This is a genomic window from Bradyrhizobium sp. NBAIM03, from assembly GCF_020194055.1.
Lineage (GTDB): Bacteria > Pseudomonadota > Alphaproteobacteria > Rhizobiales > Xanthobacteraceae > Bradyrhizobium > Bradyrhizobium yuanmingense.
In genome coordinates this window covers 173,019-188,071 of sequence record NZ_JADYVS010000003.1, presented here as the reverse complement: position 1 = coordinate 188,071, position 15,053 = coordinate 173,019, and the positions used below count along the sequence as shown (strand labels likewise).

Genomic DNA, 15,053 nt, shown 5'->3' with positions numbered 1-15,053 from the left:
CCCCAGTCGCTGACGTCCGACCGGTGATCCGTCGTCAGGCAGGAAAGCCTAGCCGGGTACGTTCGAGTAAGGCCGTGTTGGCTCGGGCAGCTCCTTGTCGTCTGCATTCATTCCATTGCGGCAGGTCGGCTTTGGGGCAAAGGCTGCCCTCGGCGGCTCCGGCGACGGTTTCCCATCAGCCCTCGGAAGCGGACGCTGCGAGCCTAAGAGGCGAAGTCAGCGGTGGGCCAAAAGCGGTCATCGGTCCGTTGACCGCATGGCGGGTGAAGACGTGCTAGGTCGTTACCGCACGGAACAGACGCCATTTGTCGGGCACGCCTTTGAGAATGTGGCGGCCGCGCTCCTCAAACGTCAATCCAGAGCCTGCCACGAGATCGCGAACCGTCTGTGAGACCAGAACTTCACCCGGGGCAGCTAGCGCCGCCACACGTGCACCAATATGCACGGCAATGCCAACAATATCGTGAGCGACGAATTCGCACTCGCCGGTATGCAAACCGCAACGGACCTTCAGATCGAGTGGGCGCACCGCGTCGCCGATTGCGCTTGCGCAACGCACAGCGCGCGCAGGGCCATCGAACGTGGCAAGGAAACCGTCGCCGGCGGTATTGACTTCGCGGCCGCGATACTGGCCGAGCACGCCCCGAGCTTTGGCATAGAACGCATCCAGCAGCACGCGCCAGGCGCCGTCGCCGAGAGCGGCCGCGCGCTCCGTCGATCCCGCAATGTCGACAAACAGCACAGTTGCAAGCACCCTGTCCGGCTCCGCTGCTTGCCGATGCCCGGTGACGAACTCTTCGACCTCATTGATAATTGCATCCTGATCGCCAACCCAGACCATATGGTCCTGACCGCTGAGCTCAATCAGTTTGGCGCAAGGAATCTGCTGCGCCATGTAGCGCGCATGCTTCACGTCAATGACGCGCTCATCGGTGCGATGCAAAATCAAGGTCGGCACACGCGTCACGGGTAGGATGTCCCTGACATCGATCTCCCGGTTCATGCGCATGATCGCCGATGCCGCGCCTGGGCTTGCCGAGGCCCTGAAGTAGGCGGCGGTTTGCTCAAGTGCCTGCTTATTGCCAGCGAGGCTAGGCGCCCACATCAGCAAACTCATCGCATCTGCCGAACCCCAATGGTGCTCAATGTCATCGAGGAAAGCGCTCCACTGCGCATCGGTCCATGCGAATGCGTAGTCAGGGGCCCACGAGCGTCGCGCATAAGTGCCACAAAGCACCAGAGCTGACGTGCGTTCGGGATACGTAGCTGCATAGAGCAGCGACATCGGACCGCCCTCGGACACGCCAAACAAGGTGGCCCGCTGAGAACCAACCTGGTCCAGCACCGCCTGCACGTCGTGCATCCGCTGTTCAAGCGTGAAGATCTGGGAACCGCGATCGGACATTCCGGTGCCGCGCTTGTCGAACGTGATGACCCGCGCAAACGTTGCAAGCTTGCGGAAAAAGGAAGCGCGTGCCGGCGATTGCCAGAGCGCTTCGACATTGGAGACAAAACCTGGGACGAACAGCAGGTCGCGCGGACCGTCGCCCATCACCTGATAGGCAATATGGACGTCGTCACTTTTGACATAGTGAGTGGCCGGGATGTCAGCCATGGTGGCCTACTGCGTGACAAACCGCGGGCGCGAGTGTCGCACCCCATTCCGCGTCAGGCTAGCGAAATTCGGTGGAGAATTTGGCTGCCGCCCACCCGTAAGTACCGGGCGACTGGGGAACCAGGTGCGGCCGCGATGTGCGTTTCGGGTCAAACGCGACCGGTCCGGCCGATCTTGCTCACCAATGTGACACGATGGGCCATGAACGGACTCATGCACCGCAGCAAACAACAGCTCTATTCGATCACTTCATCTGCGCGGGCAAGCATCGACGGCAGCAAAGCTAGGCCGAGGGCCTTGGCGGTCCTCAAGTTTACGACGAAGTCGAACTTGGCCGGCTGCTCCACCGGAAGATTAGCGGGTTTTGCTCCACGCAAAATCCTGTCGACGTATTCGGCAGCGCGGCGATACAAATCCGTAAAATTCGGCCCATAAGACATGAGGCCACCCGCTTCGACGTGCTCTCTGGCGTTGTAGATTGTTGGCAGTCGCGCTCCCATTGCTAAAGTCTGGATCCGATCGCGGTGGGTATTCACAAGCGGATCGGCAACTATATACAATGCCCCTGCACCACCTTTTAGCGCCTCGAAGGCAGACGGGATGTCCTCTGCTTGACGAATTCTGAGGATGTCGGTCTCAAGACCAAGCCTCGCCGCCGCCGCTTGCACTTCACTAAGCTCCAGTGCGGACAAGGAATTGCCAATGTTCCCAATAGCTGCCAAACGCCGAAGACTTGGAATGGCCTCGCGCAAAAGTTCTAGGCGCTTGCCGGCAAGATCGGTTGCTACCGTCGAGAGGCCCGTGACGTTGCCGCCAGGTTTCGCCAAACTCGCAACCAGTTTGTTTGCAACTGGGTCTCCCGCCACCGCGAACACGATCGGAATAACCGATGTTGCCTGCATCGCCGCGATAACGTTTGCGGTCCCCGAGGTTACAATGACATCGACTCTAAGCCGAACGAAATCCGTCGCAAATTTGGCGAAGCGTTCACTGTTTCCTTCGCCCCACGCATACTCAATCGCGACTGTTCGCCCCTCGATCCATCCGAGTTCACTCAGTCGCTTCAAGAATGCAGCAAGCCGTTGGCGCTCGATCGAAGGGGTGCTCTGACCCAAGAACCCGATGGTTGGCAATCGAGGGGATTGCTGCGCGCGGCCCGTTACCGGCCGCACGGCCACCAGACCAGCAAGAGCACCAAGCAAATCCCGGCGCTTCATACCTACCTCAACCGCAGACGACGGCATCATATGACTGAGGCCAGCGTTTTGGTAGGGATGAAACCGGCTTCGCCGCGGTCCCTGGACTTTATCGTCGACGTCGCAAAAGCCTACGGGAAGCCACGTTGTGAAGGACCGATTGGGCGTTGATCTCTAGATTTCTGGAGTCCGATAAGAGCCCTTAGCGGACTCCAGCGACTTTCCGTTCAGATCATCAGCAGGAAGATCACGATCGATGGCGCCCCTACCGAAGCGATTTCTTACTTTTCCCGTTTTGATCGATGTCGCCGGCATGGTAGCGGCTTCTTCTATTCCGACGAAGCGAACCTGTTTCTGGTCAGCGCCAAACACGTCCTTTTTAAAAACAGCCTGGAAACGCACACCGCAGAGCTGCGACTCACTGCTCTCGACTTCGCGCTAAAGGATCGGGTTTACTTCCAGATTGACTGCACAACCCTTTTCGCAGACGGAAATTTGCTAAAGCACTCGAATGCGGACGTTGCCGTCGCGCGGATTGCGACCCCTGAAAAGATAGCAGAAGGCAAGCCGCACAGCGGAAAGTACGACATTCTCGAAATGCCGGGCTTAGCTGGAACTTGCCCAGCGATCGAAAACTGGAATGTTGCGGGACTATTTAGGGAAGACACGAAACTGCTCAAGGACGTGCAGCTCGGCGATGATATTTTTCTCCTCGGCTATCCGACATCTTTAGCCGACCTCGATTTCTTCGAGAAGAGTACTCCGTTGCTGAGAACGGGCATCGTTGCAGGCATTGTCAACGACGCCCACGTTGTCATCGACTGCCCGGTCTATTTTGGTAACAGCGGCGGTTTTGTGCTCGAGAAGCGAGCCCAGGGCGAGGTGGCAATTGGTGTCGCGTCCCGCATGGTCCCCTTTCGGGAAAACCTTTTCAGCATGGAATTTCAACGTCAAGTGGGCACAAGGTACGAAAACTCGGGGTATTCCATTGTCGAGCCGATGGACAGAGTGTTTGACCTCATCAGCCAGCTAACTGGCTAACAGTGCAACTATCCCAAGAGTCCGATAACCGCCCTTAGTGGACTCCAGAAGACCTTGTACGCGTTGGCTCACCCTGAGGAAGTGGACAGCTCAAAACGAACTCAGACCCCTCTTGACAGCTTCAGATGCTAGAACGAAAACTTACATTCAATCTCAACGAGATACTTTTTTATGACGCAGCCTTTTATCCTACTGTCAGCACTTTCGATCGCGGCATTGCTCAACCAAGCTCACGCGGCAGATCTGAGGGCGTCACCGCCGCCACCTTCTCCAGCTTACGATTTCAGCATCCACGGAAGGATTCTCTCGTCAATCGGACCGGTAGCCTATCGAGTGTGCAGCAGGAAATCGCCCGCCAACGCCGTCTTCATGTGGGATCCAACCGATCCGACGATCTACGCTGAAGCATTCCAATCTTGCAGAGACATCCGCATCGCTAGACAGCTCGCTGTCAGGCAGAAGCCCATGTACGGCGGTTATCCAGAGTCCCTGCTTCAGGGCACATTTCAGTTGCTCCCCGTGCGGGCGAAACGACCAAGCCATCGCAGGCTATGATCTTCCCTGAGGAGACTGCTGCTGTGAACCCAAAAAAGCGCATCGTGCTTACCCTCAAGAGCGCACTAAATTATATCGCGCGCCAGCAAGAAGTGCTCTCAAAGCCAGAAGTGACGACGAGGGAAGTCCTACCGACGCTAATGTTGATGCTCGCCTCAATCTTCCTGTTCGACTGGATCGAGGAAAAGCTGTTCGGCCGCACGACTGGCATAGGCATCGCGGTCGGATGGATTGTCGGACTGTCGATCTGCTATGGAGCAAGTCAGTTCCGAAATTCAAAACTAGACTCACTCAAAGGGGGACGCCGGGAAGCCGGAGAGGAGTGAACGGCGGCCCTGAGAGGAGCGAACCCGGTGCCTGAGGGAGCGAACGATCAGCTTGCGCTGTAGTCCCTGAATCCGTTGTAAAGCATGTACGGCGTCCCGACAGGGACTTTACCCTTCTGCAAGCCCCACAGCGTCGAACCCTGCAACACGAGATGGGCGGGCGAGAACGAATGCACCTGTGCCCCGTAGTTCGGCATGGTCGGGTCAAGCCCCATAAACTGCTTGTAGTAAGTAGTGATTGTAAGCCTTGCGGCAGGACTATCTTTCCATGCCTCAATTGCCGCGTTGATGGACGCATTTGGACTCGTGCCGGTAACGCCAAGCGTCAGGAATCGCTCGTGGCGATACGGCTGAAACGGTAGGTGCCGGCCGCGACGATCATCACCGCCTTATTGCGCGCGCCGAGACTGTCGACCTGGAAGTATTGCCCAGCGTCGTCCCTCAAAGGATATCGACCTGGACGTTCGGTCCGAGGTCAGGCCCTAACGTATCCTTCAGGCAGTAGGTAATGGGCGTGCTGGCGGTGACGACCTGGTCGGCCGAATTGGCTGCGCCAGTCCCAATCGCAAGAATTTCGGTCGGCATTGCCCAAGCCCTCTTCTAGAGAAAATCGCTGCGTTGTCGCGGCGGTCGTATATCGCGAGCGTGTCGAGCTGCACGTGGCGGCTCTGCTTCTTGACCATGAGCGGATCGGCACGGCGATCGAGCGCCTCGGTGACGAAGCCGGCGCGCATCGAATGGCCGGAGAAGGCCGCTTCATCCAGGCCGGCCGCGTTGATCGCCCGTTTCACGATCCGGGCGACGGATCTGTCGGACAGCGCGCCGGCGCCGACGCGGCCGTATCGATCGACTTCGCGGAAGATGAGGGCGCTTGTCGGACGTCAGCCGTCGATTGCCAGAATGCCCGCGAGTGACCCAAGGAGGACGTCGCGTTGATGTAGGGGCAGTCCTTCGCCGATGCGATCTCAGCGCGCACAGCGTTGCCCGAGTCAATACTCAAGCGTGCCCTTGCCTTGAATGGCTCCTGATCTTGCGCAATGAACGGCACCTTCGGCAGAACGATGGTAAGCACGCGCACGATGGCTCCCCATTCTAATTCTTTCGCTCACCGGGGATCGTCGGGGGTCATCTTCTTCATTCTCTCCCAAAATGCCGGGATTGTGGTCCTCTAACAGCGCAATCGCTTCCTGGATCTGTTCGTCGGTATAGAACGTACCCACGAGGAAAACACCTGCCGGCTGTGGGGGACATCGTCACTTGAGGGTGCCGTCTCGCTTCATTGCCGACTTCATTTCGGCCATGGTTGCGCTTGCGGGGAGGCGCCTCTTGAGAACCCAAGCACCGCAGAGCCAAGGGGCGATCCGTACTCGGCCCATACCAAACGTTCCGACGAAAGGGCGACCTTCGCCCCGGTGAGGGCGTTGCAGAGTGCGCGCCCAAGCTGGGTAAGCCGCCATTTGGATTCATCTGGAAGAGCATCCGTTGAGCCGCAGCGCGAGCTGAAGCGTTCGCCGACGGTGCGGCGGACCTCCCACGACCAGCCGCCGTCTCAGGCAGCGCTGACGGCGGCGAGCTCAGCCGCCAGGAACTGTTTCTCAAACGCCTCGGCGGGCATCGGACGGCCGAAGAAATAGCCCTGCCCTTCCTCGCATCCCATGCTGACCAGGAAGTCGGCCGTTGCGCGGTTCTCGATACCTTCGGCCACGACGGTGAGACCGAGCTGCTTGCTGAGGCCGATGGTCGAGCCGACGATGGCGGCGTCGTCGGAATTCGACAGAAGACCGAAGACGAACGACCGGTCGATCTTGAGGCCGTCGAGCGGAAATTTCTTCAGATAGCTCAGGCTCGCATATCCGGTGCCGAAATCATCGAAAAGGATCCGGAGTCGTTGAACCGATCCATCCCAAGGCCATGGCGGCGATCCTGACGAGCGCGGAGGAATGGGACGTGTGGCTGCGGGCGCCTTGGGATGAAGCCGAGGCGTTGCAGCGGCCGCTTGAAGACAACATACTGAAAATCGTGGCGCGAGGGGCTCAAAAGAAAGACGTGATCGCCTAGCGCCAGATGATGCCATCCTGCCGGTGTTTTGCCCGACGTGTCAAATGATGGGTTAGCGCGTCTACTTATAAGAGCCGCCAGGTCCGCTTATGCCCCATGAGCGGCGCGGACGCTGACGTTGCGCGAGGTCCGAGAAGGGCCGGAACCGGAACTGCGCTGGGTCTCAGACTTGAGACCGCGACAAGTCCAGCGTGAGGGAGACCACCACCAGCGTAAGAAGGAACAGAGCAAAGATCGAAATTTTCACGCTTCGTCCCCAGTCGGTGACCACCCGCGCCAACCACAACATGGCAACGAGAGACGAGCATCCGGAGACACCGATGGCCAGGGCGTCCGCCTCGCGGGTAAGACCTAGCGGGAGTTTTAGTCCAATGTAGACCACGAACCCCGCCATAAAAATCGACCAAGCCACCCATCCAATCGAAACCGCTTCCTCTAGCGATAGCTTTCGGCCGAAGAACCACTGAGCGCGCGACACCATGAATGCAGAGGCGGCGAGCACGGCCGCAGAGACTGTCCCAAGGTGTTCAGCAGGGGTCATGGCGTTCCCGGTCGTAGGATTTTTGAGGTCTCAGATGAGGCCGAAAGTGATCGCGATTAAAAAGAACACGGTCAGCCCGATGGCGACCATCTTAAATATGTAAGCGGCCTCAACGTCGTGCCCAAGCCATTCGAAGTCCGGCCCCCATAGGACGGTCGCGACGAACCCCAGAACGAGAGTCGTGATCAGCAGGATCACGTAGACGGTGTCCATATGGAACGACCTTTATCGTCACTGCCACGACCACTCACCCATGACGCCGATAAACCACCCGGCATTGAAGGCGACAACAAGCATAAGGAGGCAGGTCAACAAAGAGGGCTCGACGTCCTGAACACCTTGGGCACGCCAAATTGCGAGTAGTCCCAGCGCACAAATTCCCGAGCAAACAACAGGCCAGATCGCTGCGAACCGCCCCCGATGGGTCCGTGGCAGACGCCTGGCACGGCGAGATGCCACCAAGGCAGTCAAGGCCAACACAATCAGACAAGCGGTGAGCAAGTACATTCGACGGGATCCCTGGCGCAACCGCCGCCATCTCGAGGGCGCTGGCGAACCAATAGCGCGCGTTGATTTCCTCAACCTTAAAGCGATGGAGAAATTGTTAGTCGTCCGACGGCCAACCTCTTTGAGCGCATATCGCAAGCTTTTACCTATCTTCAGACGCTTTGGCTCACGTTAGGCACGGGCAGACGCGCCTTAAAGGTATGCAAACCTTGTTCGTATAGCGGCGCGAGCCTAGGCGGCTTTGTGTTACCATGGTGAGCATGTTTCGCATCAAAATCCCGCCCACCGTTCTCCTCTTCCTTATCGTCGGGGGCGCGTCCTGCATTTTCGTGTTTTACGGCCTCTATCTACTGATCGCGCTGATTGCCTTGAATCTGGCCTGCCTGCTGTTCGCCCCGATCGCGAGGCGGCGCGGATGGGGCGCAGAAGGGCGGCTCACGAGACATCTCAACCGTCCCCGGATGGAACACGAAAGCCGCAGGGCCATTAGGCGCGAGAGCGTACGTACCCTGCAGGAAGAGCGATGACTGCTTCAGAGGAAGTCCGAATTTGGCGGTTTCGAGTGCGCGGCTTTACGCTTGCTGGAGTTGCATGTCTCGCCTTGATTTTCTTGCTGAAGATTCTCGATCCAATCGAGCTTGTGAAAAGCTTCCTTAGTGCCCTTGTTCTGTTTTTCGCCTTCCTTTGGCTGTGCGGGCTATATTGCACCTACCGGTATTGGAGAGGTTTCAGAGAGGATGAAATACGGCGCGGCGGATCAGCGGAAACCGCTCGCGCAAAATGGCATGAACTGCACCCGCCCCCTGACTAGATGGTGGTGGGCCGCTTTGGGTCAAAAGCTGCCGTGAGCAGCTTCAAGATGCCTTTCCGCTCAGCTTTCGAAAGCAGACAATGGCCGGCCAATCCCCGTGGCGCATTCCCGCGCTGAGATCGCGCTGCGACCTCGCAGAAAGCAAGGATGCGCATCGTCACTTGGAAGCCGAATGCCAGGTCGATGTTGCCCCCCGGGACACCGCTCGCCAAAACAACGAGCCTCCTAGGAGTGCTGGTGTCAAGCGAACGCCGCCCGCTCAGGCCGCGCTGACGGCGGCGAGCTCAGCCGCCAAGAACTGCTTTTCGAATGCCTCGGCGGGCATCGGACGGCCGAAGAAATAGCCCTGCCCTTCCTCGCATCCCATGCTGACCAGGAAGTCGGCCGTTGCGCGGTTCTCGATGCCTTCGGCCACGACGGTGAGACCCAGCTGCTTGCTGAGGCCGATGGTCGACCCGACGATGGCGGCGTCGTCGGAATTCGACAGAAGACCGAAGACGAACGACCGGTCGATCTTGAGGCCGTCGAGCGGAAACTTCTTGAGATAGCTCAGGCTCGCATAACCGGTGCCGAAATCATCGAACAGGATCCGGACGCCGAGCTCCTGAATTCGCTTGAACATTTCAAGCACGCGGCGCTCGTCATGCAGCAGGATGTCTTCGGTGACTTCGATCTCGAGCAGCGACGGCGTCAGCCCGGTCTCTTCGAGCAGCGCTGCAACGGAATGCGCGAGGTCGCCGGACTGAAGCTGCGAGGGTGAGAGGTTGATCGCGACGCGCACATCGCTGCCGGACAATTCCCAAGCCCGCGCCTGGCGGCAGGCGGTCTCCATCACCCAGTTCGCGATCCGCTCCGACAGCGCAGAGGTGTTGACAACAGGCATGAATTCGGCCGGCGAGACGTAGCCGCGCACCGGATGCCGCCAGCGGATCAGCGCTTCGGCTCCGACCAGGCTGCCGTCGATCAGGCGAACTTGCGGCTGGTAGAACAGCTCGAATTCGCTGCGATCGGCGGCAAGCGCCAGCTCGCCCTCCAGCCTCAAGCGGTTCTCGAGCTCCTGCCGGATCGCGGCTTCGAATACGACGTGGCCGCCGCGCCTGGTCGCCTTGGCTTTCGTCAGCGCGAGATGGCCGTTGCTCAGGAGATCATCGGCGTTGCTCCCGCCTTCAGGATAGACGGCGACGCCAACGCTGGTCTTGACCCGGTGCTGGCGCGTGCCGGTTGCGAGAGGGGCTTCGAACGCGCGCGCGATTCGCTCGGTCACCGCCGCGACCGGCTCGGTGATCTCTGCGCAATCGATCGCGATGGCGAATTCGTCGCCGCTGAGCCGGGCGACGATCGCCTTGCCACCGACCTCGCTCCGCAGCCGCTCGGCGACCGCGCGCAGCACGAGATCGCCGGCGGAGTGGCCTAGCATGTTGTTGATCTCTTGGAATCCGTCGAGCCCGAGCACGAGCAACGCGACGCTCGAAGACCGTCGCTCCGCCGCGGCGATCAGATCGGTCAGGCCCACATGCAGCATGTTCCGGTTGGCCAGCCCCGTCAGCGCGTCATGTTCGGCGAGATATCGAATGCGTTCGGCTTCACGTTTGCGCACAGAAATATCGCGCAGGATGGCACCATATTGAAAGCCGTCCGTTCCCTGCCAGCCCGAGAAGCTCGCCTCGACCGGGAAGGTTTCCCCGCTCTTGCGCCGGCCTTCGAACTCGACGACGACGGCGCCGCCCGGAACCAGAAGCGCCTGGCGCGCGGCGTCGTGCATGGACGGTCTTGCACCGGCGTGTGCCGGCAAAGCGCACAGCGTTTCGAACGGGCGGCCGATGATCTCGGCCGGCATGTAGCCGAAAATCGCGCTGGCGCCGGGATTCCAGACCGTGATGCGGTGATCCTCGTCGGTGCAGACCAGCCCGTCGCCGAGCGACATCGCGATGCGATGAAAGCGGCTCTCGGCGATGCGTCCGAGCAGGCTGCGGAAGTCGATTTCGTCGAGCGCAATCGCGGTCAGGTAAGCGACGATGGCGATGTGGAACAGCGACGTATCGATGACCAGGGGCCATCTTGCCTGCACAAGGATTGCGGCCAGCTCGACCACCGCCCCGGCTGCGATCAGGATTGCGACGCGAAGTCCTGGCGCGATACGGCGCCACGAATACAGCATCAGCAGGCAGATTGCGCCCAGTCCGACCACCATGCCGACATCGGAGGTCCAGCGCAGGGTCCGGTTCTGAAGGATCGATTCAGCGGCGAGCGCCTGGAGGACTGGCCCCGAGATGATACTGCCGTTGGGAACGCTGAAACGGTCGCCGAGCTCGAGCGCCGTGGCGCCAATGATGACCTTCTTGCCTTTCAGCTTGTCGAGCGTGGCGCGATCGCCACGCAGCACGTCGACATAGGAGACGGCGAGAATGGAGGGCGCGCGAATGCTGAAATCGATCAGAAAGGGCGGTCGCCGATTGGCGTCCTGGCCCGCCAGCACGACGGCCATCGAAGACATGAAAGCGTCGCCGAGCTTCTCGCCGAACGGATAGCGGCGAACCAGCCCGTCGGATTCGATTGCGACATTGACGAGAGCCGGCCACGACTGGTTGCTGAACGCCTTCAGCGGCCGGTTGACGTGGGCCGGGCCGCCCCTCGGTGTCGGCTGCTTGAAGGATGGCAGGATCGTCGAACCGCCGGCGTCTCGCAATGCCTTGGCGAAGGCCGCGTCGGAGGCGGGATCCGACGGCGTGCTGAAATCGACATCGAAGGCAACCTCCTGCGCGCCTGCCGCTTCCAGCCTTTGCAGCAGCTCGGCATGCAGACGCCGCGGCCAGGGCCACACCCCGATCTGGTCGATCGACGGCGCATCGATACCGACCACGACGATGTCGCCGGTGGCCGCACGCGTTTGCCACTTGAATCGAAGATCGGTGAGCGCATTGCGAAGCGCAGCGTGCCAGCCCGTGGACAACACCACCGCGAGCGCGATCACGACAAGAACATGCGGCCGATAGCGTTTCACCCGAGCCTCCCCCCACACCCGCCCCGACGGACGCGTCCACCTAGAGTTCAGCGTCTGCCGTGCCCATTGCTGCCATTTCCGTGGCCGTGGCCGTTGTTGCCTCTGCCATTGCCGGTGGCGCCGTTGTCGGCATGGCTGCTGTTACCGTGACCGTTGCTGCCGCCGTTACCGCTATTGTTTGGATTGCCGCCGTTGCCGCTGTTGCCGCCGTTGCCGTTGTTGTTACCCGAATTACCGTTGCCACCGTCCTTTCCGTTGTTTGCTCGCGGGGCATCGCTGGATGCGCCGGCCGTCGTTGCGGCGATCGTGGCGTTCGCGCTGGCGGCACCGCTGCTTGCCGCACCGTTGGATGCAGCCGGGCTCGTCTGGCCATCGTTCCAGACCGTCTGACTGTCGCCCCTGGCATTCGCGTTACGTGCCTGCCCCGGCGGAACGCCGCCGTGCGCAAGGCCGCGCGTCGCCTTGTGGACGTTCAGCTTGACCTCTCCCAGCGCGGCCGAAATGCGCACGGCTCCTGCCTTGGGGGCATGCCCCCCGGCCGCCTGCCCCGAGGCCTTGGGTGCGCCGGCCGCCTTGCTTCCCTTGTCGATGGGGCCGAGCGCATGGATGGCATGGCCATTGGCCGCATGGCGCGGCGCCGACAGGCCCGACTTCGGCACTGGGACACGCTCGATCGTGGGTGCACGGGGCTTGCCCTGCTCGATCGGATTGAGCGTCCCCGCACCGCTGAGGCTGAGACCGGGCTTGCCGTGTTCGAAGACGGTGGCCGCTTGTCCGGGCATCACTTGCGCAATCTGTCCCGTCTTGAAATCGGAGACTTCGACCTGGCCGCGGAGCACGCCGACCTTGGTGCTACCGGCACCGACCGTGACGCTGAACTGCGTTCCCTTGACCACGGCGGCGAGATAGGGCGTCTCGACCTCGAAATGCTTGACGTTGCGCTTCTCGACCTCGAGCAGGATCGAACCCGCCTGCTGGATGATGGTGGTCGACAGGCCGTCCTTCTTCTCGGCCGGCAGGCCCACCACCGAATTGGGAGAGATCAGGATCGTTTCCTCGCCGCGGACGAGGAGAACGCGCCCGTTGCGACCGGTGCGAATGGTATCGCCAGGTTTCAGCGTTCCTTCTGACGTCAACGACACCTGCTGGGCGCCGCTCGTGGCAAGCCAGACCTCGCCCGAGGATTTGCTGACGGACCACACACCGTCGTCCGCCGCGAATGCGCTGGAGGCCGATCCCAGGATCAGCGCCGCCGCCAGGGCGCGCCGCATTCCAACTCTGCCGAACATGATGATCCTCAGCCCGCGTTTACAGCCAAGCCTGAGGGGTATCCGAAATCACTCAAGATAGGATTATCGGAAAGCGGCCAGCGGAGCGGCCGGATTAACCAATCGTTGACCATAAAAACCTATGAAAAATCATGCGGCTAACGAACCCTTACCGTCCCGTGGCAGATCCTCCGTTGAACTACGGAGACAAAGTCGACGCGCGCGGTGAGACGCGGCATCGCCTTACCGCATTGGTATCGGCGGCAGTAATTTTGGCGGCAACTCCAGCGGCATTTGCTCAACAGGCGAACCAGCCGGGCTTCGATCCGCGCCAGCCCGAGAAATATTTTGATAACCAGACCGAGCAGGAATCGCTCGGCCGGCCGCCGGTCCGGTTGCCGAGCGTCGGACAGCCCACGACGGGCGGCGATACCAAGCCGCAATTCGTGCTGCGCGGCGTCAGCGTCGGCGGCGCCCATGCGGTTTCCCCTGATCGCATCGCCGCTGTCTACCAGCCTTATCTCGGCCGGAAGGTCTCGCAGGCGGATCTGGCCGCGATCGCAGGCGCCATCAGCGACCTCTACCGCGAAGCTGGCTTTCATCTGAGCCGCGCCATCGTGCCACCACAAGACATCGCCGACGGCCGTGTCCGGATTCAGGTCCTGGAAGGTGCGATCGTGCAGGCCGAATTGAAGGGCGACGGTGCAGAGCGGTTCGGCATAAGGCCGATGCTGGCGCCGGTTCTGACCGAACATCCTTCGCGACTGGCAACGCTCGAACGCCAGCTCTTCCTGATCAATGGCAGGCCGGGCGTCCGGATCACCGACACTGCGCTGGAGGAGATCGGCGGTACGACGGGCCGCTTCCGCCTGACCATCTACTTGAAAACCTGGCACGTCTTCTCCTCGTTCGGCCTCGACAATCTCGGATCCTCGTCGGTCGGTCCCTGGCAAACCTACGCCACCGGCGCGTTCAACTCTTACCTCACGCCCGGCGATGCATTGGCGGTCAACCTGTCGACCATTGCCAACGACCCCCGCCAACTCGGCTTCGCACGGCTGTCGTACGATGCGCCCGTCGGCGTCGACGGTGTCCGCCTGGGTGCTTCCGTGCTGTACAGCGCGGTAAGGCCGGGCGATATGCGCCGGCTCGATAGCGACATCACCACGACCCAGGCGTTCGAGCTGCGTGCCAGCATGGTCCCGTTGCAGTCGCAATCCTCCACGCTCACGCTGACCGCCGCCACGACCTTCAGCAATGTGTCCGAGCATGACCTTTACGGGCCCTGGTACAACGACCACATCAGGACGGCGAGCCTGACCGCCGACTACCGGCTGTTGGATCCTTTTGGCGGCACCAATTTTGCGACTCTGACCTACCGTCAGGGGCTCGACGTTTTTGGCGCCTCACATTTCGAGGACGATCTGTTGTCACGCGACGGAGCCTCCTCGAACTTCTCGGTCCTGAACCTCTGGTTCACGCGCTACCAGACACTCAACGATGTCTGGTCGCTCAAGCTCGCTGCCGCGAGCCAGACGGCGTCGCGCCCGCTGTTCACTTCGCAACAATTCTATCTCGGCGGCGCGGCCTTCGGCCGTGGCTATGGCGCAGCCGAGATCAGCGGCGACAACGGCCTTGCCGGCTCGCTCGAGCTGCGCTTCGACCAGAAGCTCAATTTCCGCTACTGGACCGGCTACCAGCTCTATGCCTTTGGCGACGCTGGCGCAGTCTGGAACCACGGTTATCGCCTGAGCGACGGGCTGTCGCTGACATCGGCCGGAGCCGGTGTGCGCTTCTTCCTGCCGGACGACCTCCAGGCCGATTTCGGCGTCGCCGTCCCCTTAAGCTACCGGGCGCCGGACAACGAGCGTCGCAGCCCACGCTTTCTTTTCACGCTGTCGAGCGCGTTCCGGCTCTGCCCCGAAAGCGGCCGGGCGAGCTGTCTCTAGCCGCCCGGTCCTTCGGGCGGGATGTCGCATCCTGACAGCTTTTCCCCGCGGCCATCCTTCGAGACTCCCGCTTGAGGCGGGCTCCTCAGAATGAGGCCGGAGTGCGCGGCCGGAGTTTCCACGGGCACAGACGCTGATGAGCCTCATCGTGAGGAGACGCTCGACCGCTTCCTGCGTGACAGCGC

12 protein-coding genes and 2 pseudogenes are annotated in these 15,053 nt (G+C 61.0%); 6 read left to right on the top strand and 8 right to left on the bottom strand.

Features of this window, described 5'->3' with window-relative positions:
- Positions 1-274: 274 nt before the first annotated feature.
- Together I6F21_RS05795 and I6F21_RS05790 are read right to left on the bottom strand one after the other, a co-directional pair.
- The gene (locus I6F21_RS05795; protein ID WP_036046399.1) at positions 275-1,615 is read right to left on the bottom strand and encodes an adenylate/guanylate cyclase domain-containing protein; all 1,341 of its coding nucleotides are present in this window, start codon (positions 1,613-1,615) and stop codon (positions 275-277) included.
- 236 nt (positions 1,616-1,851) lie between these two features.
- The gene (locus tag I6F21_RS05790) at positions 1,852-2,832 is read right to left on the bottom strand and encodes an ABC transporter substrate-binding protein (protein WP_225182883.1); all 981 of its coding nucleotides are present in this window, start codon (positions 2,830-2,832) and stop codon (positions 1,852-1,854) included.
- A gap of 171 nt (positions 2,833-3,003) precedes the next feature.
- Between I6F21_RS05790 and I6F21_RS38975 the strand changes: the two genes are divergently transcribed.
- From I6F21_RS38975 to I6F21_RS05775, 3 genes are all read left to right on the top strand, one after another.
- Positions 3,004-3,852 carry a trypsin-like peptidase domain-containing protein gene (locus I6F21_RS38975; RefSeq protein ID WP_346656812.1) on the top strand — a complete coding sequence of 283 codons (849 nt, stop codon included), beginning with the start codon at positions 3,004-3,006 and terminating at the stop codon, positions 3,850-3,852.
- A 578-nt stretch (positions 3,853-4,430) separates the two neighbouring features.
- Positions 4,431-4,733: a hypothetical protein gene (locus I6F21_RS05780; RefSeq protein ID WP_225145324.1), complete on the top strand. Its 303-nt coding sequence runs from the start codon at positions 4,431-4,433 to the stop codon at positions 4,731-4,733.
- 659 nt (positions 4,734-5,392) lie between these two features.
- Entirely contained in the window at positions 5,393-5,647 is a 255-nt protein-coding gene (locus I6F21_RS05775; protein ID WP_225182881.1) for a hypothetical protein, read from the top strand.
- A 75-nt stretch (positions 5,648-5,722) separates the two neighbouring features.
- Here I6F21_RS05775 and I6F21_RS05770 read toward each other — a convergent pair whose 3' ends face one another.
- Together I6F21_RS05770 and I6F21_RS05765 are read right to left on the bottom strand one after the other, a co-directional pair.
- Positions 5,723-5,953, bottom strand: coding sequence for a hypothetical protein (locus I6F21_RS05770; RefSeq protein ID WP_225145323.1), 231 nt, complete (start codon positions 5,951-5,953; stop codon positions 5,723-5,725).
- 329 nt (positions 5,954-6,282) lie between these two features.
- Positions 6,283-6,618, bottom strand: a pseudogene (locus I6F21_RS05765) (EAL domain-containing protein); the annotation flags it as partial.
- Between I6F21_RS05765 and I6F21_RS05760 the strand changes: the two are divergent.
- Positions 6,612-6,791: pseudogene (locus tag I6F21_RS05760) on the top strand (SOS response-associated peptidase); the annotation flags it as partial. The pseudogenes I6F21_RS05765 and I6F21_RS05760 sit on opposite strands and share 7 nt — an antisense overlap.
- A gap of 163 nt (positions 6,792-6,954) precedes the next feature.
- Here I6F21_RS05760 and I6F21_RS05755 read toward each other — a convergent pair.
- Positions 6,955-7,332, bottom strand: coding sequence for a hypothetical protein (locus I6F21_RS05755; protein WP_225111983.1), 378 nt, complete (start codon positions 7,330-7,332; stop codon positions 6,955-6,957).
- Positions 7,333-7,362: 30 nt separating this feature from the next.
- Entirely contained in the window at positions 7,363-7,545 is a 183-nt protein-coding gene (locus I6F21_RS05750) for a hypothetical protein (protein ID WP_225111984.1), read from the bottom strand.
- A 554-nt stretch (positions 7,546-8,099) separates the two neighbouring features.
- On the opposite strand from I6F21_RS05750, the gene I6F21_RS05745 reads away from it, so the two are divergent.
- The gene (locus tag I6F21_RS05745; protein ID WP_225111985.1) at positions 8,100-8,366 is read left to right on the top strand and encodes a hypothetical protein; all 267 of its coding nucleotides are present in this window, start codon (positions 8,100-8,102) and stop codon (positions 8,364-8,366) included.
- 543 nt (positions 8,367-8,909) lie between these two features.
- On the opposite strand, the gene I6F21_RS05740 is transcribed toward I6F21_RS05745, so the two are convergent.
- Both I6F21_RS05740 and I6F21_RS05735 read right to left on the bottom strand, forming a co-directional pair.
- Positions 8,910-11,651 carry an EAL domain-containing protein gene (locus tag I6F21_RS05740; RefSeq protein WP_225182880.1) on the bottom strand — a complete coding sequence of 914 codons (2,742 nt, stop codon included), beginning with the start codon at positions 11,649-11,651 and terminating at the stop codon, positions 8,910-8,912.
- A gap of 47 nt (positions 11,652-11,698) precedes the next feature.
- Positions 11,699-12,940, bottom strand: coding sequence for a FecR domain-containing protein (locus I6F21_RS05735; RefSeq protein WP_225182879.1), 1,242 nt, complete (start codon positions 12,938-12,940; stop codon positions 11,699-11,701).
- Positions 12,941-13,071: 131 nt separating this feature from the next.
- Between I6F21_RS05735 and I6F21_RS05730 the strand changes: the two genes are divergently transcribed.
- Complete coding sequence (locus I6F21_RS05730; protein WP_225182878.1) at positions 13,072-14,868, top strand: POTRA domain-containing protein; 1,797 nt, start codon at positions 13,072-13,074, stop codon at positions 14,866-14,868.
- Positions 14,869-15,053 lie beyond the last annotated feature (185 nt).